Source organism: Acetobacter sp. DsW_54 (genome assembly GCF_002153575.1).
In the GTDB taxonomy this organism is placed as follows: Bacteria; Pseudomonadota; Alphaproteobacteria; order Acetobacterales; family Acetobacteraceae; genus Acetobacter; species Acetobacter fabarum.
On record NZ_JOPD01000003.1, the window covers coordinates 178811 to 201232 of the forward strand.

The window sequence follows — 22422 nt, forward strand, 5'->3', positions numbered from 1 at the left end:
GATGGTAGCGGAGAGTTCCAGCACCGCAAATGCATGCGGCGTGGCTGCCTTGCTACAGAGCAACGGCGAACAGACTAAGCGCCCTTTGGGGCGGTTAGTAACCTGCTCGTCCAAAAGATATTTGGTTTGGGGTCACTACGGGTATTGCACATACATCGCATAACCCGCCGCCTTATCAATACAGATGCTTCAGAGACGGCATGACAGAAAAACCGGCAGATCACCTGTTTTTTGTTGCGCAAGATGCGGCATAAAAATAAGGACAATACTGAAAAGTATAGTTACGTCTTTTAATTTTTGAGAAAATATATTCTTATGAATCTGACACAGGATTTATCCGTCATTACCGCAATCTCCGCCTTCTGGTTAATCGCCATGATGGTACCGGGGCTGGACTTTATGCTCGTCACACGTCTGGCGGTCATGAAGGGGCGAGCCGTTGCCCTACAGGCAACCCTTGGGATTGCAACAGGTGTCGCCGCTTGGGGCATTGCGGGTTTTTTTGGTATTCGCACACTCTTTATTGCCGCCCCATGGCTGTATCTCACACTTAAAATCGGTGGCGGACTTTACCTGATAACTATTGGTGCAAAGCTGTTGATCAACAGCTGGAAAAAGGAAGCAACTGCAGACGCAACCACACCGCATGCGGAACAACGCTCCAACAGCTTTTTTGCTGGCCTGCTCACCAATCTGGCTAACCCAAAGGCACCCATTTTTACGTCCAGCCTGTTTGCCGCCTCAATGCCACAACATGCCCCCATCTATCTGGGGTTAGCCTGTGTTGCCTCCATGTTCATGATCGCGATTGCCTGGTTCGCATGCGTTGCAATGCTTTTGAGCCTTGATCGCGTTTCAGCAATTTTTCTGAAGAATCGGCGCTGGATTGACCGCTGTGCCGGAATAACCTTCATGGGGCTTGGCGTGCGGTTTGTAACAGAACGCACTCCAGCCTGAAGTGGCCGTTTTTTATAAAATACCACTTCATGTAATTGGATAATTAAAAATGAAACAAGAATTACTTAATGAAATTGCAGAAACATTACACGAAAATTCTCTCAATTACTCTGTATCTCTCGGAGTTTTTACGTCACAGCATAAAAAATCACTCACTAATGAAGATATTATATGTAAGGCTCTAAACAGCAATGTCTCTTTTTATGAAATGCATTCCGTAGAAAAACAGGAAATTTTACATACGGTCATGTCATCTTTAATGTACGCTGGAGACGAAGGGTCAGGCCCTTCAAAAGAGAATATAAACTCACATAAATTCAAATCATTGCTTAGGGATCTAACAATCTCACTAACCAAAATAATTTCTTCATCTACAGAAAATTACTCTTTTTGCATCAAGGATGGCCATCCATACTATCCTGTTTTTTGGGATTTTTCTTTTTTATTTGTAAGAAATAATTTTTCTTTGGTTTTTATAGGAACCAGCTCGGACTGAATTGGTATATGTTGAATTTTCAATAGGTTTAACCGCATAAATTACAGAACTCTAAACCTCATTTTTCCGTTTAGAGAAATTCATCTAACTCATTGAAAAACAAAAATAATCAAGGATTGTTTGATTTTCATCGCGCTTTACCACTCCCATAAAAAACGCCCCCCCCGGGAGCCATCTTTGGAAGTAATTTTAGCATTCGCCACAAGAAAAAAAGAACCACTGATAGAGCAAAACAGCTACCGGGTATTTGCTGTCATGGCGGAAGGGGTGGGATTCGAACCCACGGTACGCTCTCACGCACGCCGGTTTTCAAGACCGGTGCCTTAAACCGCTCGGCCACCCTTCCTTAACCTGTTCAGGTGCAGCCTTATAAACAGGATGCAACGGTTCTGTCCAGCGGGACAAAGCGGGGGAGTTCACCGCGTAGCGCTTGCCCTTCCTGCCTTGGAACTGTACAAGCCCCAAACAGAATAGCCATTCCTCTCAGGAACCAAGTATGAAACAGCAGGCAAACCTGATCCGCGCCGGTCAGGTGATTGAGCATGATGGCCGTCGCTGGACGGTCTTAAAACAGCAGATTATTACCCCGGGTAAGGGTGGTGCGTTCATTCAGGTTGAAATGCGCGACCTCAAGACCGGCAACAAAACCAACGAACGCTGGCGCACGGCTGATACGGTCGAACGGCTGATGACCGAAGACCGCGAATATCTGTATTCCTATACAGATGGCGAACTGCTGGTTCTGATGGACCCCGAAACCTTTGAACAGCTTTCTGTCCCCACCGATCTGCTGGGTGATCAGGCTCCCTTCATTCAGGACAACATGACCATCAACCTGCATCTGGTTGAAGGGGACCCGGTTGGCATTGACCTGCCCCCGCATGTTACGCTGGAAGTGGTTGAAGCTGATCCGGTTGTCAAAGGCCAGACTGCCAGCTCCTCCTACAAGCCCGCCATGCTGTCCAATGGTGTCAAAACCATGGTCCCGCCGTTTATCGAAGCGGGTGAACGCATTGTGGTCCGCACGGAAGACGGGTCTTACGTCGAACGCGCCAAGGACTGATTTTTTCAGTTTTTTTCTCTCCAGAGCAGGACTTAATTACAGTGGCCATGCGTCTCTCCCCCGTCATGATGGTGATGCAAACCGCAGCCCAGAAGGCGGCCAAGCGTCTCCTGCGCGATTTTAACGAAGTCGAGCAGCTTCAGGTAAGCATCAAGGGGCCGGGTGACTTTGTTTCCCAGGCGGACCTCCGTGCAGAACAGACCCTGCGCGAAGAACTGGAACGGGCCCGTCCGGGCTATGCCTTCCTTATGGAAGAATCCGGGGAATCGGGTAGCGATAACTGGACATGGCGCTGGATTGTTGACCCGCTCGACGGCACCTCCAACTTCCTGCACGGCATTCCGCACTGGGCCATTTCCATTGGTCTCCAGCGCCGCCTGCCCGATGGCAAGGTGGAGCTGGCCGCTGCCCTGATCTACAACCCCGCAGCGGGTGAAATGTTCTGGGCCGAAAAGGGGAGTGGCGCATTCCTGAACGAGCGGCGCATTCGTGTGTCCGCCCGGCGGGAAATGCCCGAATCCCTGTTTGCCACAGGCATTCCCTTTGCCAAGGTGCCTGCCCGCCAGCGCCTGCCTTTTGCACGCGTGCTGGGCAACCTTATGCCCCGCGTGGCTGGCGTGCGCCGCTTTGGCGCGGCTTCGCTGGACCTCGCATGGGTCGCGGCAGGCCGTTACGAAGGGTATTGGGAATTCGGCATCAAGCCGTGGGATTGTGCCGCAGGTATTCTGATCGTGCGTGAAGCGGGCGGTCAGGTTACAGCCCCCGACGGCACGGAACTGGATGACCTGCCCGACGATGTGATGATTGTTGCTGGCAATGGCAACATGCACGGCAAGCTGCTCGACATTGTTGCCGACAGCCTGAAAAACCCGGAATAACACCCCGCCGACCAGCCTCCGGACTACGCCTGAGCTGGGGAGAGTAACACTGCATGACTACGCATTTACCTCCCCACACAATCTCGGCGGGTCCAGAGGCCGGTTTGGCATCCCCCCATACCCCAACAGAATGCCCACTCTGCCGCGCACAGGGGGCCGCTTTTGCATTCAGCAAAAATGGCTACGACCTGTTCCGCTGCCCCGACTGTGATTTTCTGTTCGTGCATCCCTACCCGAATGCCGCCACACTCCGTGCGTTTTACGAAACGACGTATCGCGGTGCATCGGCCAACTTTTATCCCAAGGCTTCCAGCCGCCGCTGGCGTGCGTTGTGGCGGAGCCTCCAGTTCCTGCCTTATGTCTGGCGCAAGGATGTTCTGGATTTTGGGTGTGGCGGCGGCTTTATGGCCGAGGCATTCAGCAGGCTGGGTGCGCGCGCTGCGGGGCTGGACATCAGCCAGAACAGCATTGCCTACGCCAAGCGCCACTTCCCACAAGCCACATTCTACTGCGAAGATTCAACCACCTTCCGCCAGCGTGGCCTGACGTTTGACTTTGTATTCAGCTCCGAGGTGCTGGAGCATGTGGCCGGGCCAAACGAGTTTATGCGGACACTGGCCGCAATTACCCGCCCCAATGGCTTTGTCTATATTTCGGCCCCAGATATAGGGCACCCTGCCGTGCCACAGGACCTTCTTTCCTGGACGGATATTTGCCCGCCCGAACATTTGCAGTTTTTCAACCACCGCAATCTCTGCCTGATTTTTGAACGCTACGGCTTTACCCTGCACAAAACCATGAAAAGCCGTACGCCAGCCCACTCGGTCATTTTCCGGCGCAAGAGTTCCTGACCCACACCATTACGGCTCGGCTCTGGCATTTGCCGCAAGAATAGCTCATGTAAAGTAAACCATGCAGCCATCCTTCCCCTCTGCCCACGAAGCCCCAGCCCTTGTTCCCCATCAGGGGCGGTTTTCGCTCCTGACAGAAGATGGCGAACTGCTCAGCCTGAGTGCCGCCGAGGTACGCGAGCGACTGCACGCCATGCCGTGCCCACTGGTGGTGCATGCCCCGGCACTGGCCCGTAAGCTGGACCTCCCCCCCACAGGCCAGCCCTCCCCCTGGCTGGACCTGCTGGAACTTTTTACATTCGTGTATCCCGCCCGCCCTGTGGCCCCCACTCCCCGCGGCCTTGCTCTGGCCCTTGGGCTGGACGAGCAGAATATTGACCGGGCAGAGGCAGACCTGCTGCCCAACCTTTTGTCCATCCTGCTGGGTGAACTGGCACGGCAGGCCAGAAGCGGGCAGATTGAACTTCTGGCGGCCTTTACGGTCCGGCTGGGGCAGGCTGGCTGGATATGGACCGGCACTGTGGCGGAAACCATAGACCTGCACAGCCGGCTCACCAACAATGGCAGGCTGGCGGAAGAAGCCACCCAGCCCGCAGATGCCCTGCGTGTATGGCGGCACCTGCCCAAATGGGAGGAAAACGCGCAACGCCCTCCCCCTGCCTCCCACCCCATCAGCCCGGCGGAAGCACGGGAGCGGCTGGTCAACATTCTAGGGAGCGATGCTGAGGTCCGGTCCGGGCAGGCAGATTTTGCCAGTGTCTCAACCGAGGCATTTGCCCCCCGCACCATGCGCGGCGACCCCGCCATTGTGCTGGCCGAAGCCGGAACAGGCACCGGCAAAACACTGGGCTACATAGCCCCGGCCAGCCTGTGGGCAGAGCGGAACGACGGTGCGGTGTGGCTCAGCACCTATACGCGCCACCTGCAACGCCAGATCGAGCAGGAAACAAAACGCCTCTACCCCGACCCCACAACACACCGCCAGAAGGTAGTGCTACGCAAAGGGCGTGAAAACTACCTGTGCCTGCTGAACATGGAGGAAGCCGTCAACTCCGCTGCCTCCCGCCCCGCTGGCATTACCATTGCCCTGTGCATGCTCGCACGCTGGGCCCTGGCCACGGCAGACGGAGACCTGTTTGGCGGGGACCTACCCGGCTGGTTTGGGGACCTGTTCGGCCACGGCAACCTTGCCGGTGTCGCTGACCGCAGGGGGGAATGCATCCACGGAGCCTGCGCGCATTATCAACGCTGCTTTGTTGAACACTCCATACGCCGTGCACACGATGCCGCACTGGTCATTGCCAACCACGCTCTGGTCATGACACAGGCCGCCTACGCTCAGGCAGGCATGAGTGATGATGACGAGGCAGGCGAACAGGGTAACATTCCCACACGCTATGTGTTTGATGAAGGCCACCATCTGGCCGATGCGGCAGACAGTGCTTTTTCCGCCGAGCTTTCGGGGCTGGAAACGGCCGAACTGCGGCGCTGGCTGCTGGGGGCGGAAGGCCGACGCTCACGCGCAAGGGGGCTCAAGCGCAGGCTGGATGATCTGGTTGTCGGCCACCCCAAGCTTGAAAACCCGCTGGATGCCGCCTTGCTGGCGGCCACGGCCCTGCCGGCACCGGGCTGGTCCACACGTCTGGCGCCAGAGGCGGCAAACACACCCCCGCCCCCGGAGCCCATGGAACTGAATACCCTGTTCCCGCCCGAACCTCCGGCAGACCAGCCGATTATGGAAAACCCGACAGAAGCCTTTTTGCGCCTGTTGCGCCAGCAGGCCATGGCCCGTGCGGCCGAGGGGGGCAAACAGTCCATCCACACGGCCATGGAATGCGACCTGCACCCGCTTGTGCCCGACATGGCCGAGGCAGGCCAGCAACTGGCCCGCGCGCTCAGCCGGATTGTAGAGCCCCTGCGCACACTGAGCAAACGCCTGCAAGCCCGGCTGGAAGAAGATGCAGACACGCTGGACACCACAACCCGTGGCCGCATAGAGGCCATGACCCGCGCCCTGCGCCGCCGCGCCATATCCCGGCTGGATGCATGGATTACCATGCTGACCGCACTGGACCAGCCACCAGAGCCGGGCAGCACACCTGCGCATATCCACTTCATTCGCCTTGAACGGCGCGACAAGCAGCGCATGAACGAACAGGACGTGGGGCTTTACCGCCACTGGCTGGACCCGACCATTCCCTTTGCGGGCATTATGGCCATGCCCGCGCAAGGCATGCTCATGACCTCCGCCACCCTGCGTGACCAGCAAGGCGGTGGAACAGAGAGTGACGAGGCCGAAACCGCGTGGGAGGCAGCAGAAGCCCGCACCGGGGCCAATCATTTCCCCTCCCCTGCCCTGCGGGCCAGTCTGGCCAGTCCGTTTGATTATGCCCGCCAGACCCGCGCCTTTATTGTAACGGACGTGGACAATAACAGCCTTGTGGACCTGTCTGCAGCGTTTCGTACCCTTTTCCAGTCCTCTGGCGGCGGCGGGCTTGGGCTGTTTACCGCCATCTCCCGCCTGCGCGGTGTGTATGACCGCATAGCCCCCACGCTGGAGGAAGAAGGCCTGCCCATTTACGCCCAGCATGTGGATGCCATGGACAACAACACGCTGGTTGATATTTTCCGAACCGAGGAACATGCCTGCCTGCTCGGCACGGATGCCATGCGGGATGGGGTGGACGTTCCGGGCAATGCCCTGCGTCTGGTTGTGTTTGAGCGCGTGCCTTGGCCCCGGCCAGATATTCTGCACCGTGAGCGGCGGATTCATTTGTCTGGTGGAGACCCAAAAGGGTTTGATGACCGCATAGCCCGGCTTAGGCTACGGCAGGCCTTTGGGCGGCTGATTCGCCGGCAGTCAGACCGTGGGGTGTTTGTCCTGCTGGACCGGCGCACACCCACAAGACTTTTAAGCGCCTTCCCCAACGGGGTTGCCGTCGAGCGGTGTGGCCTTGCACAAACGGCACGCCAGATCACCGCTTTTCTGGCGGAGCAGGCCGGACAAAACTGACCAGCCCGCCCCAGACCGCCTGATTAGAGCGGCTTAAGGTTGGTGGCCGCCTGCTTGCCGCGTTCCTCCACCATGTCGTAGGACAGTTTCTGTCCATCATTCAACGCGCGCAGACCGGCTGCCTGTACAGCGGTAATATGCACAAACACGTCTTTCCCTCCATCATCGGGGGCAATAAAACCAAACCCTTTGGTGGCGTTGAACCATTTAACGGTACCTGTCGACATGAGCGAAGTCATCCTTATTTCGGCCAGTTACTCCTCCTGCACACGACGTGCCGCGAGGAGAGATGACATTCTCCCCCACGACCGGGGGCGCTTGTCAATCACAATTCAACCCGCGCCCCAATTCCTTTTGCCCGGACACCTTACGGATTGAGCGTACTTTTGAGGAAGGCAAGGCTGCGTTCCTGTGCCTGTACAAAGGCCTGCGCATTGTAAGATGCGCGCTCCTCACAGCCAAAACCGTGTTCTGCATCGTCATAAACATAAAGTTCAACGTTGGGCTGAGCAGCCCGGATGGCGGCTATGTCGGCATGGGGAATACTCGTATCCCGCTCACCAAAATGTAATTGCACGGGGCAGCGTGGAGTCTCCGCCCTATGGGCGGCTATGCCCCCGCCGTACCAGCTTACGGCCGCGGCAAAATCATCCGTGCCCGTTGCCGCATCCCACGCCAGAGTGCCACCCCAGCAATACCCGATCACCCCGACCTTGCGGGCCTTCAGCGCACGGGCTGCGGCCTGTACGTCCAGCAGGGTTTTGGCGGTGGGTATCTGCGCACGCAGAGCAAGGCCCTTCTGCACGCCATCTGTTGTGTATTCCAGTTCCACGCCACGTTCTGCCCGGTCAAACAACGCGGGGGCAATAACGTGAAAACCCGCCTGGGCAAACCGCTCGCATACCGTGCGGATGTGGTGGTTTACGCCAAAAATTTCCTGCAACACCACCAGAGCGTAGGGGTGTGTGCCGCGCTCGGTCTCCCACGCGCTAAACTGGTGGCCATCGGCGGCTTCCAATGTGCGTATCTGTCCCATGTTCAATCTCCTTGTCTGGAATGACGTTAAAACAAAAAGAAACTTTACCCCATTCCTTGACTCCCCTCTGGGGCGTACCTACTTTCTGCCTTGGCACTCCTGATGGTGGAGTGCTAACGCGACGCGGCGTTATGTTACGCGCGGTTCAAACGGGTGGCGCTGCTTTCTGACAAAGGGCGCCATCACAGCAAATGAATGTGGAGTGATCCATAATGACGAAGTTTCGTCCCTTACACGACCGGGTAGTTGTACGGCGCCTTGAAGGCGAACAGAAGACCGCCGGTGGCATCATCATCCCCGACACGGCCAAAGAAAAGCCTATGGAAGGCGAAGTGGTTGCTGTTGGCGCGGGTGCGCGCAACGAGCAGGGGCAGATTGTGGCGCTTGATGTCAAGGCCGGTGACCGCGTTCTGTTCGGCAAGTGGTCCGGCACGGAAGTGAAGATCGACGGCGAAGAGCTGCTGATCATGAAGGAAAGCGACATTCTGGGCATTGTTGCAGCCTGATCCGCACTGATCCGACCGTAAACTTACAAAAGATCTTCACAGGAGAAATTCAATGGCTGCCAAAGACGTAAAGTTTGGTGCAGACGCACGCCAGCGTATGCTGCGCGGCGTGGACATTCTGGCTGACGCCGTAAAGGTAACACTCGGCCCCAAAGGCCGTAACGTTGTTCTGGACAAGAGCTTCGGCGCACCCCGCATCACCAAGGACGGCGTTTCCGTCGCCAAGGAAATCGAACTGGCTGACAAGTTCGAAAACATGGGTGCACAGATGCTGCGTGAAGTAGCATCCAAGACCAATGACGTTGCTGGTGACGGCACGACCACTGCAACCGTTCTGGCTCAGGCCATTGTGCGCGAAGGCCTGAAGGCCGTTGCCGCTGGCATGAACCCGATGGACCTCAAGCGCGGTGTGGACAAAGCCGTTGCCGTGGTTGTTGAAGAGCTGAAGAAGAACGCCAAAAAAGTTACCACCCCGGCGGAAACCGCTCAGGTCGGCACCATCTCTGCCAACGGTGAATCCGAAATCGGCAAGATGATCTCCGAAGCCATGCAGAAAGTTGGCTCCGAAGGCGTTATCACCGTTGAAGAAGCCAAGCACTTCCAGACCGAACTGGACGTGGTTGAAGGCATGCAGTTCGACCGTGGCTACATCTCTCCGTACTTCGTGACGAACCCGGAAAAGATGACGGCCGATCTGGAAAACCCCTACATCCTGATCCACGAAAAGAAGCTCTCTTCTCTTCAGCCGATCCTGCCGCTGCTGGAATCTGTTGTTCAGTCCGGCCGTCCGCTGCTGATCATTGCGGAAGATGTTGATGGCGAAGCGCTGGCAACCCTGGTTGTCAACAAGCTGCGCGGTGGCCTCAAGATTGCTGCTGTCAAGGCTCCTGGCTTCGGTGACCGCCGCAAGGCCATGCTGGAAGACATCGCGATCCTGACCGGTGGTCAGGTTATCAGCGAAGACCTCGGCATCAAGCTCGAAACGGTTACGCTGAACATGCTTGGCACCGCCAAGAAGGTTCACATCGACAAAGAAAACACGACCATTGTTGACGGTGCTGGCAACGGCGACGACATCAAGGGCCGCGTCAAGCAGATCCGTGCGCAGATCGAGGAAACCTCCTCTGACTACGACCGTGAAAAGCTGCAGGAACGTCTGGCCAAACTGGCTGGCGGTGTTGCCGTGATCCGCGTTGGCGGCTCCACGGAAATCGAAGTGAAGGAACGCAAGGACCGCGTGGACGACGCCCTGCACGCAACCCGCGCAGCAGTTGAAGAAGGCATTGTTCCCGGTGGTGGTACGGCTCTGGCCCGCGCAACCAAGGCTCTTGCCAACCTGCACTACCACAACGACGACCAGCGCGTTGGTGGCAACATCATCCTCAGCGCCCTGCAGGCTCCCCTGCGCCAGATCGCCCTCAACGCGGGTGAAGATGGTGCGGTTGTCGCCAACAAGGTGCTCGAAAACGCTGACTACAACTTCGGGTTCGACGCACAGGCTGGCGAATACAAGAACCTGGTTGAAGCCGGTATCATTGACCCGGCCAAGGTTGTCCGTACCGCTCTGCAGGATGCAGCCTCTGTTGCTGGCCTGCTGATCACCACGGAAGCCATGGTTGCTGAACGCCCCGAAAAGAAGGCAGCCCCTGCTGGCGGTCCTGACATGGGCGGCATGGGTGGCATGGACTTCTAAGTTACCCAAACCGGTTTTTAAGGGTTTTGGAGGTACTGGTCCGTCCAGTGCCTCCATTATCCCCCAGAACAGGTATAAGGGCGTGCAGACCATTATGGTTTGCACGCCTTTTTTTATTTGAGCTGGCCGCAGCAGCGACCTCTTTTTTTGTGGCTTTTTTCAGCCACAAATCAGATTGTGAAACAATTCGGTATCAAACTGGATTGCCACCCCGGTCATTCCGGAATAGATACAATAAGATTAGGCCCATCGCTCCTTACACGAATCTGGCGAGCGTCAATGGCTGCGTATTTTAAGGAGAACGCATCATCATGTCAGCGCGACCCTTCCAAGCTGTCAATCCGGCGAGAGGTCCAGTTATTCGCAAGACCACGGCTGTTCTGTCGGCCTGTCTTGTAGCAGCCCTTGGCTGCTCCCAGGCTTATGCCGCAGACGCCCCCCCACCCATAGACACGGGGGATACGGCATGGATGCTCACCAGCACCGCACTGGTGCTTATGATGACCATCCCCGGTCTTGCCCTGTTCTATGCCGGCATGGTGCGTAAGAAAAACGTGCTGGCAACGCTCATGCAGTCCTTTGCCCTGTGTTGCATCATGTCCATCGTATGGATGGTCGCGGGGTATTCCCTCGCCTTTACAACCGGGTCTCCGTGGATTGGTGGCTTCTCCCGCGTGCTGCTCAACGGTATTGGCGCGCATATCCATAATGGTGCGGATGTTGGCTTTACACTGGGTGCGGATAGCCCCAACGCCACCACCATGACCATTCCTGAGAGCATCTTCATGATGTTCCAGATGACCTTTGCCATTATCACCCCCGCGCTGATCTCCGGCGCTTACGCAGAACGCATGAAGTTCAGCGCCATGTGCGTGTTCTCCATCCTGTGGTCTCTGGTGGTGTATGCCCCCATTGCGCACTGGGTCTGGAGCCCGATCGGCTGGCTGGCTGGCCTTGGTACGGCTGACTTTGCAGGTGGCACGGTTGTCCATATCAACGCCGGTGTTGCCGGTCTGGTCTGCGCTCTGGTGCTTGGTCGCCGCAAGGGTTACGGGCAGGACGATCTTTCCCCCTTCAACCTGACCTACGCTGTCATTGGTGCTGCCCTGCTGTGGGTTGGCTGGTTTGGCTTTAACGCAGGTTCCGCTGTTGGTGCCAACGGCCGTGCAGGCATGGCCATGGCTGCAACCCAGATTGCCGCCGCTGGTGCTGGCGTATCGTGGATGCTGGCGGAGTGGCTGCGTTCGGGCAAACCGACTGTTCTGGGCGTAATCTCCGGTGCTGTTGGCGGTCTGGTTGCCATTACCCCCGCAGCTGGCTTTGTGCTGCCGGGCAGCGCACTGGTTATCGGCCTGATCACGGGTGTTGTCTGCTACTGGGGTGCAACCTCCCTCAAGCACATGATGGGGTATGACGACAGCCTGGATGCCTTTGGCGTGCATGGTGTGGGCGGCATTGTTGGTGCGCTGCTGACCGGCGTGCTGGCCTATGGCCCGCTTTCCGCAACCGATGCCAACCCCTCGGGTATTGTTGGCTCGCTGCACCAGCTTGTTGTCCAGAGCGAAGCGGTGCTGGTGACCATTGTCTGGTGTGCTTTTGCCTCCTTCATCATCCTCAAGGCCATTGATCTGGTCATGGGTCTGCGCGTCACCGCGGATCAGGAACTGGAAGGGCTGGATATGTCCCTGCATGGTGAGCGGATTAACAACTGATCCGTTAACCTCTCCGCCTTTTGGGCAAAAAGCCTCCATGCTCTGGCATGGGGGCTTTTTTTATGGGTGCAGGGCACACACCGGCAGGCAAACCATGCTATGCCCCGCTTATGGCCATTCCGATCCTTCCCGCACTTTCCCTGCCTGAATCCGAACTGGAGGTCAGTTATATTCTGGCATCCGGCCCCGGTGGGCAGAACGTGAACAAGGTCGCAACGGCTGCGCAATTACGTTTTGATGCCGCACGCTCCCCTTCTCTCCCCGAGCGGATCCGTGTGCGGCTGCTGGAACTGGCTGGGACCCGCGCGACACGGGAGGGCGTTATTGTCATAACCGCCCGGCGCTTCAGAACACAGATACGCAACCGTGAGGATGCCATAGAACGGCTGGTAGCCCTGATCCGCGAGGCCGCCCACCGCCCTGCCTTCAGGGTAGCCACGCGCCCGGGTCGGGCCGCACGCCAGCGCAGGCTGGACGGCAAAGCCCACCGCGCCAGCATAAAGCGCACCCGCTCTGCCCGGTTTGAGGACTAAACACGCACTCTGGTCGGGCAAGTACGCCAAACACGGGCTACCCAGCACCAGCACCAGCACCAGCACCAGCACCAGCACCAGCACCAGCACATTTTGATATTAATTTTCTGCTACGCACAAAAAGCCTTAAGGCTTGCATTTCTTGCGCATGATTTTTCATGATACTGATGGAACGCTGGCAGCATGGGGCTGCCGCGCTATTATCCTCCTTGCATGAGGTCTATTCATGACTGTTGTAGCCCGCACCGGACTGGCCGCTTTGCTGCTTGGCTGTGCCACAGCCCTTTCCCTCCCCAGCGCCCACGCCATGACGGTGAAGGAGTGCCACGAGAAGTTCAAGGAGGCCAAAACCGCCAACACGCTCAAGGGTCAGTCCTTCAAGGAATTCAAGGCCAGTTCGTGCGATGTTGCCACCACTCCGGCAAGCGCCGCCCCCAAAGCCGCCACACCGGCAACACCTGCCAGTGCTGAAGCGCCCAAACCTGCCAAAAGCGTAGCCGCCACGGAAGTCGCCCCTTCCAACGCAACCCTGCCTAGCGCAGTTGCGCCGCAATACGCCAAGCTCAGCGCTGGCAAGGCCCGTATGCAGACCTGCCTTGACCAGTACAACGCCAATAAGGCCAGCAACGCCAATGGCGGGCTGAAGTGGATTGAAAAAGGCGGCGGTTATTACAGCGTCTGCAACAAGCGTCTCAAGGGCGAATAACGCCCCCAAACCCCGTTCAGTGTTGGGGAAGAAATCCCCCCAACACTGACGGCGGCCTATAACAGCCTGCCCGCCCAAAGCCCCTGATGATCAACGCGCCAGACCGGCGCTCTAGCGGGTACGCCCTGTTACGGGCATGACGTAGAGCATATGCGTGCGGTATGAAATCCATACCTTATGGGCGGCAAACCAGTCCGCACCCAGCAGCATATCTACCGTGTCCTGCACCGGAGCAACTGTGAGCACGGGAGATTTTTCCTGCTCCTGTCCAATCTGCATCATGCCAAATTTATGCCAGTGGTAGGTTTGCTGGTGGCCATCCACGCCGGTTGTCAGCCCGCCGGGGTCGGTAGCCAGCGTGTGCTGGCTTACGCCCATACGCTCCGCCGCCTGGGTTGAGACAATGCACGAGCGCGCCCCACTATCCACCAGCGCCTGCAGGGCATGGCCATCCAGTTCCACGCGGGCAATAACCCGCTCCCCCGCATTCTGCAACGGAACCGCACGGTAGATGTAGCGCCACCCCTCCGGCCCGGAACAGCCGGGCGTGCTTGCGGACCAGAAAGAGAGCGTGCCCTGTGCTACATCAAACTCCACATCATAGCGTGAGAGCAGGTCCCCCCCCACCAGCCCTTCCACCGCGGGTTCCGTGCGCGGCACAGCAGGCAGTGCATCCACGGGGATGGAGACCGGGCCAAACTCCAGCCCGCCCATTTTAAAGGACCGCACCACCGCATTGGGCACAATACGCCCAGCCCCACCCGTGCCATGCACCATGGTATGCATGGAGCGGTCCAGTTGCGTATCAAACAAAGCTGCGGCCTCGGGCGAGAGCAGGCTCCCTTCCGAGCCTGTATCCACAATCATGCGTGCGGCGTGGCCGTTCAGGCTGACCGGACTATTCAAAAAACCCAGATCATTGCGCAAGGCCACACGCGCCATCAGCTTATGGCAGGACTGGGCACTGGCGGCATGAGCCCCTGCTCCCATACCCACAACAACAGCCGCAGCGGTGGCACAGTACCGCCACCCCCGCGGGGTCTTCTGCCTGCCGTGCCGATGTGTCATGCCAGTTCCTGTGCAAAACGGTCCGTGGCGTTGAGCAGGGCGGTAAGAATACCGGGTTCAAACAGGGCGTGGCCTGCGGCATCGACCAGCTGAAAATCCGCCTCGGGCCATGCCCTATGCAGGTCCCATGCCGTGCGCACCGGGGTTGCCATATCGTACCGCCCCTGCACGATCACGGTGGGAATATGGCGGATACGCGCCACATTGGCGATAAGCTGACCTTCCTCAAGCCAGCCACCGTGAACAAAGTAATGGTTTTCTATGCGTGAGAAAGCCAGTGCATAATCGGCCTCATCATGCTGGTGTTCCATTTCCGGGCAGGGGAGCAGGGTCAGGGTTCGCCCTTCCCACAGGCTCCACGCCCGCGCGGCGGCCAGCCGTTCCTCAACATTGTCCGAAATCAGGCGTTTGCGGTAAGCGCCCATCATGTCTCCCCGCTCTTCGGGGGGGATTGGGGCCACAAAATCCTCCCACTTATCGGGGAACAGCCAGGATGCTCCTTCCTGATAATACCAGAGCAGTTCGGCCTTACGCAGGGTAAAAATGCCGCGCAGCATAAGAGCACTCACGCGTTCAGGGTGGGTCTGGGCGTAGGCCAGAGCCAGCGTGGACCCCCATGATCCGCCAAAAACAGCCCATTTTTCCAGCCCGAACAGGGTCCGCAGGCGTTCAATATCGGCCACCAGATGCCATGTTGTATTGGCCTCAAGCGAGGCATGCGGGCGCGAGCGCCCACACCCGCGCTGGTCAAACAGCACAATGCGGTAGCGGGCCGGGTCAAACATCTGGCGTTGCGCTGCCGAACACCCACCACCGGGCCCACCATGCAGGAACACAACCGGAATACCATCGGGGTTACCACACTGCTCCCAGTAAACCTGATGCCCCTCCCCGGTATCCAGATACCCCTGCGCGTAGGGTTCTATTTCCGGCCACGGGGTGCGGTGTGCTGTGGTGATCATAACCCTCAACCTTCTTTTTTATGGGCGTTATGCTCCATTTGCGCACGTGGATGCGCACGCGTCCAGACATCCAGCAACCGTGCCTCATCCGCCAGTGTGTAACGTTGTGTTGTGGACAGGCTGGCATGGCCCAGCAGTTCCTGAATAACGCGCAGGTCTGCCCCCCCTTCCATTAAATGGGTGGCAAAGGAATGGCGCAGGGCATGGGGGGTTACGTGCTCGGGCAGCCCGTTGCTGACCCGCCATTCCCGCATGGCCTTCTGGGCAATAGCAGGTTGCAGGCGCCCCCCACGAACCCCGACAAATAACGGGCTGTCCGGCGCGGGGGCGGGGTGGCGTTTACGCCATGCTTCCAGCGCCTTGCACACGGCAGGGAGCACGGGCACCAGTCGCTCCTTGCCCCCTTTGCCGTGAATACGCAGGACGCCACTGCCTTCCATGGTGTGCAGGTCAGCAATATTCAGGTTCAGCGCTTCAGAAATCCGTAGTCCACAGCCATATAGCAGCAGGAACAGGGTGGCGTTCCGCTGCTCCTCCATGGGGGTGTGAGCCATACTGGCAATATCATCCGGGGCGGCCAGTGCATCTTCGCGCGCCAGAGGGCGGGGCAGTGTTTTTTTGGTACGGGGCAGGCGTAACAGCGAGACCGCCGGATTCTCCACCCCTTCCCTGCGTGCCAGATATTTAAAAAATGACCGCAGAGCAGAAACCCGGCGTGCTCGGGTGCGGGCAGCCTGGTCTGGCGTACTCCGGCGCGCATGGGGGCGGCTGGCCTGCTCCTGCGCCTGTGCCACCTCATGCGCAAGCCATGCCCGGAGGTCGCGCAGGGTTATGCTGGCAAGCCCGCTCATGGCCGGTGGGCCACCCAGATGTGTGGTCATAAAAGCCAGAAAACGGGCCAGATCCCCCCGATAGGCATCTATGGTCAAAAGGGAGGCCCGTTTTTCCACCGCCATCCATGCCAGAAATTTTTGCACTGCGTCTTCGGCCGTCATGCCTATGTGCCTCCTGCCTTCTGCTTCCTTCTATCCTACGTTCGGGCAAAAAGCCCAACAGACAACCCCTGTTCTTTGCGCTGCTGCGCGCTTAAACATAAGGGCATGGCAGTGGCTCCTCCCCCTTCTTCTACGCATGCCTCCGGCGCGGACCAGCCCAGAACGGGAGGGCTGCGCGTGCCTGTCCTGCTGCCCATGCCGTTTACTGGCCCCTTTGACTACAAAGCCCCTGCCAGCATGGCGCTCAAGCCGGGCGATATTGTGAGCGTACCCTTGGGCAACCGCCGCCAGACCGGCGTGGTCTGGGACACACACACCACCCTGCCACCAGACCTTGCCCACCCTACGCCCGCCAAAACAGTGGCTGATAACCGCCTGCGTGCCGTAGCCGAACGGCTGGAGCTGCCTCCGCTTAATGCCGAACTCCGCCGGTTTGTGGACTGGGTGGCCGCCTATACGCTCTCCCCCCCCGGCATGGTACTGGCCATGACCCTGCGCCTGCACATGAAAGGGGCCACGCCTGCCCCCGCCATGGGCTGGATCGCTCCCCCCACCCCACCGGAAGAACTGCGCCTAACCCCAGCGCGGCAGAAGGTGCTGGCCCTTATGGCGGATGGCCGCCCCCGCACCACAACCGATATTGCCAGTGCGGCAGAGGTCAGTGCCGGTGTGGTTAAAGGGCTGGCAGATGCAGGAGCACTCCGCCCGGTCCTGCTTGAACCTGCCAGTCCCTTTGCCCAGCCCGACCCGCTGCACCACCCGCCTGTGCTGGAAGGAGCGCAAAAAGAAGCCGCTACAGCCCTGCGCCACAGCGTGCAGGACAAAAAATTTTCCGTAACCCTGCTTGAAGGGGTAACAGGCTCGGGCAAGACCGAAATCTACCTAGAAGCCATAGCCGCCTGTCTGGAACAGGGGCAACAGGCCCTTGTGCTCCTGCCCGAAATTGCCTTGTCCGCCCAGTGGATGGACCGGTTTACCCGCCGCTTTGGCGTGCGCCCCGCTGTCTGGCACTCCGAAATCGGGCAGAAGGCCCGCCGCCAGACCTGGCTGGGAGCGGCCGATGGGTCCGCCACGGTGGTTGTGGGCGCACGCTCAGCGCTGTTCCTGCCTTTTTGCAACCTCGGCCTGATTATTGTGGATGAGGAGCACGAATCCCTGTTCAAGCAGGAAGAAGGCGTAATCTACAACGCGCGGGACATGGCCGTGGTGCGTGCAAGGCTGGCGGGGTTTGCCGCTGTGGTGGTATCCGCCACCCCCAGCCTGGAAACTCTGGCCAATGCACAGGCCGGGCGCTACCAGCGCCTTGTGCTGCCCACCCGCCACGGCGGCGCATCCCTGCCGCAAACCCACCTGCTGGACATGCGGGAGGCCCCGCCTGAACGCGGGCTGTTCCTCTCCCCCAGACTGGTGGAAGACATCGCCGCCACATTAGGGCGGGAGGAGCAGGCCATGCTGTTCCTTAACCGCCGGGGGTACGCACCCCTTACGCTGTGCCGCACCTGTGGCCACCGCATGGAATGCCCGCACTGCACCGCATGGCTGGTGGAACACCGCAACCGGCAGGTGCTGAGCTGCCACTACTGCGACCATACGGAGCCCATGCCCCCCGTATGCCCGAACTGCAAAACCGAACACAGCCTGACCGCCATTGGCCCGGGGATTGAGCGCATAACCGAGGAGGCCCGCCAGAGCTTCCCCGATGCGCGTATTCTTGTCATGTCGAGCGATACGCTTGGGGGGCCTGCCGCCACCGCAGAAGCAGTTGCCAAAATTGCCCGCCGTGAAGTGGACCTGATTATTGGCACCCAGATTGTAGCCAAGGGCTGGCACTTCCCCCATCTGACACTGGTTGGCATTGTGGATGCCGATCTGGGGCTTGGGGGGGCGGACCTGCGGGCCGGGGAACGCACGATCCAGCTTTTGCATCAGGTTGCAGGCCGCGCGGGCCGCGCCAGCGCACCGGGGCGCGTGGTGCTGCAAAGCTACACGCCCGAACACCCGGTTATGCAGGCCCTGCTTTCGGGCGATTTTGACCAGTTCATGGAGCAGGAGGCCGAACAGCGCCGCCCCGGCTTCTGGCCGCCTTATGGGCGGCTGGCGGCGTTGATCATCAGCGCGGACACACCTCAGGCGGCGGATGATGCCGCTGCCCGCTTTGGCCGCACCGCCCCGTATGGGGAGGGTATTCAGGTACTGGGGCCAGCTCCGGCCCCGCTTGCCATCCTGCGCGGGCGGCACCGCCGCCGGTTGCTGCTCCGCACATGGCGCAGCATTGCGGTGCAACCTATTCTGCACCGCTGGCTGGGGCTGGTTCCACTGGACAGGCACGTGCGCGTTGAGGTGGATATAGACCCCGTCTCGTTCCTGTAACGCTAACCAGCCCCGGCTGGGGCTTAGTCGTTGGCGGGTTTGGCTGTGCTGGTCAGCACGGTGGAAATGGTTTCGCGCATGACCATAACGCGCACGTTGGGTGCGATTTCCACTTCCACTTCGTTCGACTCTTCCTTGGTGCGCTGCACAACACCGATCACACCACCGGCTGTTACAATCCGGTCGCCACGGCGCAGGGCCTTAAGCTCGGATTTAAGCTGCTTCTGGCGCTGCTGCTGGGGGCGGATGAGCAGAAAGTACATGATGGCAAAAACAGCCACGAACGGCAAAAAGGACATAATGCCCGAAGCACCGCCAGAGCCTCCGGCTGTCTGGGCGTAAGCAGCGGGGATAAGAAAATTGGACATAAGGGTACAGACCTTCAACAATGGCTGGTTGCGAAAACAGAAGAAGTGACCATAATTTTCAATCCTCCCGCGTCAAGCTCCCATGCTGACGAAAGACCGCCAGAAAGACCTTTAATAAGGAATAAAAGCCGATGGACCAGACCCTGCTGCCAGCATTGGACCGTATTGCCGCGGCTCTGGAGCGCCTTTCCCCTCCCCCCGCAACGCTGGAAGGGGTGGATACGGCGGATGCTTTTGTCTGGCTGCCAGAACGCGGGCGGCTGCTGCCCATCCCCCATGTAGCCCATGTTCGCGTGGACCTGTTGCAGGGCATAGACCTGCAACGGCGCATTCTGCTGGAAAACACGCGCCATTTTGCCCACGGCCTGCCCGCCAACAACGCCATGCTGTGGGGGGCGCGCGGTATGGGCAAGTCCTCGCTGGTCAAGGGGGCGCATGCGCTGGTCAACCAGGTGGACGGCAAACCCTGCACGCCGGGCAAGGGGCTGGTAGCACTCATAGAAATCCAGCGTGAGGACCTGACAAGCCTGCCCCTGCTGCTCAGCCTGCTGCGTGAGAACCACCGCCGCTTCATTCTGTTCTGTGATGACCTGTCGTTTGAAAAAGAAGACCGGGATTACAAAGCCCTCAAATCCGTGCTGGATGGCGGCATTGCCGGGCGGCCGGAGAATGTTCTGTTCTATGCCACATCCAACCGCCGCCACCTGATGCCGCGCGACATGATAGAAAACGAGCGCTCAACCGCCATCAATCCCTCCGAAGCCACGGAAGAAAAAGTCTCCCTCTCCGACCGGTTTGGCCTGTGGCTTGGCTTCCATGCCTGCGAGCAGGATACCTATACCGATATGGTCCAGACCTATGCTCAGGCGCGCAACCTGCCCATTTCCGCCGATGTGCTGCTGGCCCGCGCCAATGAATGGGCCATTACCCGTGGCAGCCGCTCGGGCCGTGTGGCATACCAGTTCATAGAGGCCCTGACAGCCGAACTGGCGGCGCATTAATTTGCGCAACCGGCCCCAATGGTCTTGCATCCCACATGGGTATGAGTTGAGATAGCGTTCGCAAATGGCGGCATCGGCCCGATGCCGTGGGGGTTCCCCTGATTCGAGGCGACATGAACCAGACAGTACCGCCCAATTCTGATGATACGTCCTTTGGGGCCGAAACACGCCCGAACACAACGGACATACGCAGGGTACGCTCCAACCCGGACTACTGGTACCCGGTTGCATGGTCGCGCGAACTCAAACCCGGAAAAACCATAGGCACGCGTTACGCTGGCCAGCCCATAGCTCTGGTGCGCCCGGTGGACGGCCCCATTTTTGCGCTGGAAGACCGCTGCGCCCACCGGCAGGTGCCGCTCAGCAAAGGGGTTGTTGCGGGCAGTTCGGTCAAATGCTGCTACCACGGCTGGGCCTATGGCCGCTCCGGCCGGTGCATTGACGTACCTTATCTGGGCAAGGGCAAGCTGCCCAACGGGGTACGTACCTACCCCTGCCGCGAACAGAACGGCATGATCTTTGTTTTTCCCGGCGACCCGGAAAAAGCCGATAGCGTGCCCTTGGCCCCGCAGTTGGCAAGGGCGGATAGCCCCGCCTACAAAACCCGCTATTTTGGCCGCACCGTTGGCTGCCACTACAGCTTCATGCATGAAAACCTGATGGATATGAACCACCAGTTCATGCACTCCAAACAGATGGGCCAGATGAAGCCCCGCTTTTTGGGCCAGAAGCGCGAGCCCGGTCTGGTGGAAGCCCGCTACAGCTTTGCGCGCACAGGGGGCAAACAGCCCTTTGGCGAAGCCCTGATTTTTGGCGAGCGGCGTGACGTGTCGGAAAAATTCCAGCACCGCGATGTCATGACCATCCGCACGGAATACCCCTACCAGACCCTGCGCATCCAGACCGGGGATGAAGACCCGGTAATGGACCTGTGGATTGTGTACACCCCCCAGAGTGCTGATGAACTGACCAACCGGACCTTTGGCCTGCTCTCGGTCAAACGCCCCAAAATCCCCGGTATTCTGGATATGGCATGGCCGTTGCTTGTTGCGTTTACCGAGCGGATTTTTGCCGAAGACCGCGAGATTGTTGAACTAGAGCAGAACGCATGGCGCGAACTGGGCGGGGACCACAATGTGGAGGTCTTCCCCGTAATTAACGCGCTCCGGGCTTTGCTGGTTGAATGTGGCATTCCCCCTGCCAGCGAGTCTCATGCCTGATACCGGACCACTGTTACTGGATGCGGGTCCATGCCGCCTGCGCCCGCTCCACCCTGATGATGCAACAACCCTGCACCACCTGGTCAATGACTGGGAGGTGGTGCGCATGCTCAGCCGCCTGCCCTTCCCCTACCCCCGGGATCTGGCGGATAGCTGGATCGCCTCCACCTGCCAGATGCAGGCCAGTGGCGAAGGCTATCATTTTGCCATAACCGCACCCGACGGGGCTTTTATGGGCTGCATTGGGGTGCGCATTCACACCATGCCGCAGGTAGGGCGTGTGGGTATTCTGGGCTACTGGGTTGGCCGCCCCTACTGGGGGCAGGGCATTGCCACCCATGCCGCCACCCGCATGACGCGTTGGGCACTGGCGCATCTGGATATTACCGCCCTGCGCGCAACGGCAGCACAGGATAACCCTGCCTCCATCCGCGTTCTTGAACACGCAGGCTTCCGCCATTGTGGCACTGACCGGCAGATGTTTACCGCCCGTGGCACGGAACTGCCTGTTGCCATGATGGAAGCCAACCGGACTGATCTGGACATGAGCACAGCCCCCACCACCACACAGCGCAAGCTGGTGCTGGTTTCCGCCGCCGCGTTAATAGATGCACAGGGCCGTATTCTGCTCGCCCGCAGGCCGGAGGGCAAAAGCATGGCCGGTCTATGGGAGTTCCCCGGCGGCAAGGTGGAAGCGGGAGAAACACCAGAGGCCGCTCTTGTGCGCGAACTGCATGAGGAACTGGGGCTGGATATGTCGCGCGCATGCCTGGCACCCTTTACATTTGCCTCGCACGCCTACCCCGGCTTTGACCTGCTGATGCCGCTATATATCTGCCGCCGCTGGCATGGCACCCCCACCGCGCGTGAGGGGCAGAAACTGGCGTGGGTAGCCCCGGCTGATCTGCGCAGCTACGCCATGCCTGAGGCCGATCTGCCGTTTATTCCCCTGCTGCAAGCCCTGCTCTAGCCAAAACCACAGCTCTGATTTGTG

General features: G+C 59.1%; 21 protein-coding genes and 1 tRNA gene. 15 read left to right on the top strand and 7 right to left on the bottom strand.

The window, feature by feature from the left end; all coding sequences use genetic code 11:
- Positions 1-315: 315 nt before the first annotated feature.
- Both HK20_RS02620 and HK20_RS12755 read left to right on the top strand, forming a co-directional pair.
- Positions 316-957, top strand: a complete 642-nt coding sequence (locus HK20_RS02620; protein WP_179290114.1) for a LysE family translocator — start codon at positions 316-318, stop codon at positions 955-957.
- A gap of 49 nt (positions 958-1006) precedes the next feature.
- A complete protein-coding gene (locus HK20_RS12755) occupies positions 1007-1453 on the top strand; it encodes a hypothetical protein (protein WP_143296441.1) in 447 nt (148 codons plus the stop codon).
- Between the two features lie 256 nt (positions 1454-1709).
- Here the strand turns inward: HK20_RS12755 and HK20_RS02625 are convergent.
- Positions 1710-1799 (bottom strand) — tRNA-Ser (locus HK20_RS02625).
- A 150-nt stretch (positions 1800-1949) separates the two neighbouring features.
- Here HK20_RS02625 and efp point away from each other — a divergent pair.
- The 4 genes from efp to HK20_RS02645 all read left to right on the top strand — a co-directional run bounded on the left by efp (position 1950) and on the right by HK20_RS02645 (position 7258).
- Positions 1950-2516 carry an elongation factor P gene (efp, locus tag HK20_RS02630; protein WP_048853086.1) on the top strand — a complete coding sequence of 189 codons (567 nt, stop codon included), beginning with the start codon at positions 1950-1952 and terminating at the stop codon, positions 2514-2516.
- A gap of 47 nt (positions 2517-2563) precedes the next feature.
- Positions 2564-3394, top strand: coding sequence for an inositol monophosphatase family protein (locus HK20_RS02635; RefSeq protein WP_086645524.1), 831 nt, complete (start codon positions 2564-2566; stop codon positions 3392-3394).
- A gap of 53 nt (positions 3395-3447) precedes the next feature.
- Entirely contained in the window at positions 3448-4245 is a 798-nt protein-coding gene (locus tag HK20_RS02640) for a bifunctional 2-polyprenyl-6-hydroxyphenol methylase/3-demethylubiquinol 3-O-methyltransferase UbiG (protein WP_086645525.1), read from the top strand.
- A gap of 61 nt (positions 4246-4306) precedes the next feature.
- Complete coding sequence (locus HK20_RS02645) at positions 4307-7258, top strand: ATP-dependent DNA helicase (protein ID WP_086645526.1); 2952 nt, start codon at positions 4307-4309, stop codon at positions 7256-7258.
- 23 nt (positions 7259-7281) lie between these two features.
- Here the strand turns inward: HK20_RS02645 and HK20_RS02650 are convergent, their stop codons facing one another.
- On the bottom strand, positions 7282-7485 hold the full coding sequence (locus HK20_RS02650; protein WP_025827469.1) for a cold-shock protein: 204 nt from the start codon (positions 7483-7485) through the stop codon (positions 7282-7284).
- A gap of 140 nt (positions 7486-7625) precedes the next feature.
- Positions 7626-8294, bottom strand: a complete 669-nt coding sequence (locus HK20_RS02655; protein WP_086645527.1) for a dienelactone hydrolase family protein — start codon at positions 8292-8294, stop codon at positions 7626-7628.
- Between the two features lie 212 nt (positions 8295-8506).
- Here HK20_RS02655 and groES point away from each other — a divergent pair, with 212 nt between their 5' ends.
- From groES to HK20_RS02680, 5 genes are all read left to right on the top strand, one after another.
- Positions 8507-8800: a co-chaperone GroES gene (groES, locus tag HK20_RS02660; protein ID WP_086645528.1), complete on the top strand. Its 294-nt coding sequence runs from the start codon at positions 8507-8509 to the stop codon at positions 8798-8800.
- A gap of 52 nt (positions 8801-8852) precedes the next feature.
- Positions 8853-10493 carry a chaperonin GroEL gene (gene groL / locus HK20_RS02665; protein WP_086645529.1) on the top strand — a complete coding sequence of 547 codons (1641 nt, stop codon included), beginning with the start codon at positions 8853-8855 and terminating at the stop codon, positions 10491-10493.
- Between the two features lie 311 nt (positions 10494-10804).
- The gene (locus tag HK20_RS02670; RefSeq protein ID WP_143296442.1) at positions 10805-12205 is read left to right on the top strand and encodes an ammonium transporter; all 1401 of its coding nucleotides are present in this window, start codon (positions 10805-10807) and stop codon (positions 12203-12205) included.
- Between the two features lie 110 nt (positions 12206-12315).
- A complete protein-coding gene (gene arfB, locus HK20_RS02675) occupies positions 12316-12738 on the top strand; it encodes an alternative ribosome rescue aminoacyl-tRNA hydrolase ArfB (RefSeq protein WP_086645689.1) in 423 nt (140 codons plus the stop codon).
- Between the two features lie 226 nt (positions 12739-12964).
- Positions 12965-13444, top strand: coding sequence for a hypothetical protein (locus HK20_RS02680; protein ID WP_086645530.1), 480 nt, complete (start codon positions 12965-12967; stop codon positions 13442-13444).
- Between the two features lie 111 nt (positions 13445-13555).
- Here the strand turns inward: HK20_RS02680 and HK20_RS02685 are convergent, their stop codons facing one another.
- The 3 genes from HK20_RS02685 to HK20_RS02695 are packed head-to-tail and all read right to left on the bottom strand — an operon-like array spanning position 13556 to position 16469.
- Positions 13556-14512: a retroviral-like aspartic protease family protein gene (locus tag HK20_RS02685; protein ID WP_233129044.1), complete on the bottom strand. Its 957-nt coding sequence runs from the start codon at positions 14510-14512 to the stop codon at positions 13556-13558.
- Positions 14509-15474: a prolyl aminopeptidase gene (pip, locus tag HK20_RS02690; protein ID WP_086645531.1), complete on the bottom strand. Its 966-nt coding sequence runs from the start codon at positions 15472-15474 to the stop codon at positions 14509-14511. Before pip ends, HK20_RS02685 begins: the two co-directional genes overlap by 4 nt.
- A 5-nt stretch (positions 15475-15479) precedes the next feature.
- Positions 15480-16469 carry a tyrosine recombinase XerC gene (locus tag HK20_RS02695; RefSeq protein ID WP_086645532.1) on the bottom strand — a complete coding sequence of 330 codons (990 nt, stop codon included), beginning with the start codon at positions 16467-16469 and terminating at the stop codon, positions 15480-15482.
- A gap of 105 nt (positions 16470-16574) precedes the next feature.
- On the opposite strand from HK20_RS02695, the gene HK20_RS02700 reads away from it, so the two are divergent.
- Positions 16575-18839 carry a primosomal protein N' gene (locus tag HK20_RS02700; protein WP_086645533.1) on the top strand — a complete coding sequence of 755 codons (2265 nt, stop codon included), beginning with the start codon at positions 16575-16577 and terminating at the stop codon, positions 18837-18839.
- A 23-nt stretch (positions 18840-18862) separates the two neighbouring features.
- On the opposite strand, the gene yajC is transcribed toward HK20_RS02700, so the two are convergent.
- Positions 18863-19207 (bottom strand): preprotein translocase subunit YajC, encoded by a 345-nt coding sequence (gene yajC, locus HK20_RS02705; protein WP_086645534.1) that lies wholly within the window; start codon positions 19205-19207, stop codon positions 18863-18865.
- A 131-nt stretch (positions 19208-19338) separates the two neighbouring features.
- Between yajC and HK20_RS02710 the strand changes: the two genes are divergently transcribed.
- The 3 genes from HK20_RS02710 (at position 19339) to mutT (ending at position 22398) form a co-directional block, all read left to right on the top strand.
- Positions 19339-20208, top strand: a complete 870-nt coding sequence (locus HK20_RS02710) for an ATP-binding protein (protein WP_086645535.1) — start codon at positions 19339-19341, stop codon at positions 20206-20208.
- Between the two features lie 113 nt (positions 20209-20321).
- On the top strand, positions 20322-21428 hold the full coding sequence (locus HK20_RS02715) for an aromatic ring-hydroxylating dioxygenase subunit alpha (RefSeq protein WP_179290153.1): 1107 nt from the start codon (positions 20322-20324) through the stop codon (positions 21426-21428).
- Positions 21421-22398: an 8-oxo-dGTP diphosphatase MutT gene (gene mutT, locus HK20_RS13315; RefSeq protein ID WP_086645536.1), complete on the top strand. Its 978-nt coding sequence runs from the start codon at positions 21421-21423 to the stop codon at positions 22396-22398. The genes HK20_RS02715 and mutT overlap by 8 nt, the downstream gene beginning before the upstream one ends.
- The last annotated feature ends 24 nt before the right edge of the window (positions 22399-22422 follow it).

Bases quoted from the DNA above. Each gene is read 5' to 3' on its own strand.
- HK20_RS02670 (WP_143296442.1), top strand. From the start codon at position 10,805: ATGTCAGCGCGACCCTTCCAAGCTGTCAATCCGGCGAGAGGTCCAGTT.
- HK20_RS02695 (WP_086645532.1), bottom strand. From the start codon at position 16,469: ATGACGGCCGAAGACGCAGTGCAAAAATTTCTGGCATGGATGGCGGTG.
- groES (WP_086645528.1), top strand. From the start codon at position 8,507: ATGACGAAGTTTCGTCCCTTACACGACCGGGTAGTTGTACGGCGCCTT.
- HK20_RS02635 (WP_086645524.1), top strand. From the start codon at position 2,564: ATGCGTCTCTCCCCCGTCATGATGGTGATGCAAACCGCAGCCCAGAAG.
- yajC (WP_086645534.1), bottom strand. From the start codon at position 19,207: ATGTCCAATTTTCTTATCCCCGCTGCTTACGCCCAGACAGCCGGAGGC.
- groL (WP_086645529.1), top strand. From the start codon at position 8,853: ATGGCTGCCAAAGACGTAAAGTTTGGTGCAGACGCACGCCAGCGTATG.
- pip (WP_086645531.1), bottom strand. From the start codon at position 15,474: ATGATCACCACAGCACACCGCACCCCGTGGCCGGAAATAGAACCCTAC.
- HK20_RS02700 (WP_086645533.1), top strand. From the start codon at position 16,575: ATGGCAGTGGCTCCTCCCCCTTCTTCTACGCATGCCTCCGGCGCGGAC.
- mutT (WP_086645536.1), top strand. From the start codon at position 21,421: ATGCCTGATACCGGACCACTGTTACTGGATGCGGGTCCATGCCGCCTG.
- HK20_RS02645 (WP_086645526.1), top strand. From the start codon at position 4,307: ATGCAGCCATCCTTCCCCTCTGCCCACGAAGCCCCAGCCCTTGTTCCC.
- efp (WP_048853086.1), top strand. From the start codon at position 1,950: ATGAAACAGCAGGCAAACCTGATCCGCGCCGGTCAGGTGATTGAGCAT.
- HK20_RS02620 (WP_179290114.1), top strand. From the start codon at position 316: ATGAATCTGACACAGGATTTATCCGTCATTACCGCAATCTCCGCCTTC.
- HK20_RS02640 (WP_086645525.1), top strand. From the start codon at position 3,448: ATGACTACGCATTTACCTCCCCACACAATCTCGGCGGGTCCAGAGGCC.
- HK20_RS02650 (WP_025827469.1), bottom strand. From the start codon at position 7,485: ATGTCGACAGGTACCGTTAAATGGTTCAACGCCACCAAAGGGTTTGGT.
- HK20_RS02685 (WP_233129044.1), bottom strand. From the start codon at position 14,512: ATGACACATCGGCACGGCAGGCAGAAGACCCCGCGGGGGTGGCGGTAC.
- HK20_RS02655 (WP_086645527.1), bottom strand. From the start codon at position 8,294: ATGGGACAGATACGCACATTGGAAGCCGCCGATGGCCACCAGTTTAGC.
- arfB (WP_086645689.1), top strand. From the start codon at position 12,316: ATGGCCATTCCGATCCTTCCCGCACTTTCCCTGCCTGAATCCGAACTG.
- HK20_RS02680 (WP_086645530.1), top strand. From the start codon at position 12,965: ATGACTGTTGTAGCCCGCACCGGACTGGCCGCTTTGCTGCTTGGCTGT.
- HK20_RS02715 (WP_179290153.1), top strand. From the start codon at position 20,322: ATGAACCAGACAGTACCGCCCAATTCTGATGATACGTCCTTTGGGGCC.
- HK20_RS02710 (WP_086645535.1), top strand. From the start codon at position 19,339: ATGGACCAGACCCTGCTGCCAGCATTGGACCGTATTGCCGCGGCTCTG.
- HK20_RS12755 (WP_143296441.1), top strand. From the start codon at position 1,007: ATGAAACAAGAATTACTTAATGAAATTGCAGAAACATTACACGAAAAT.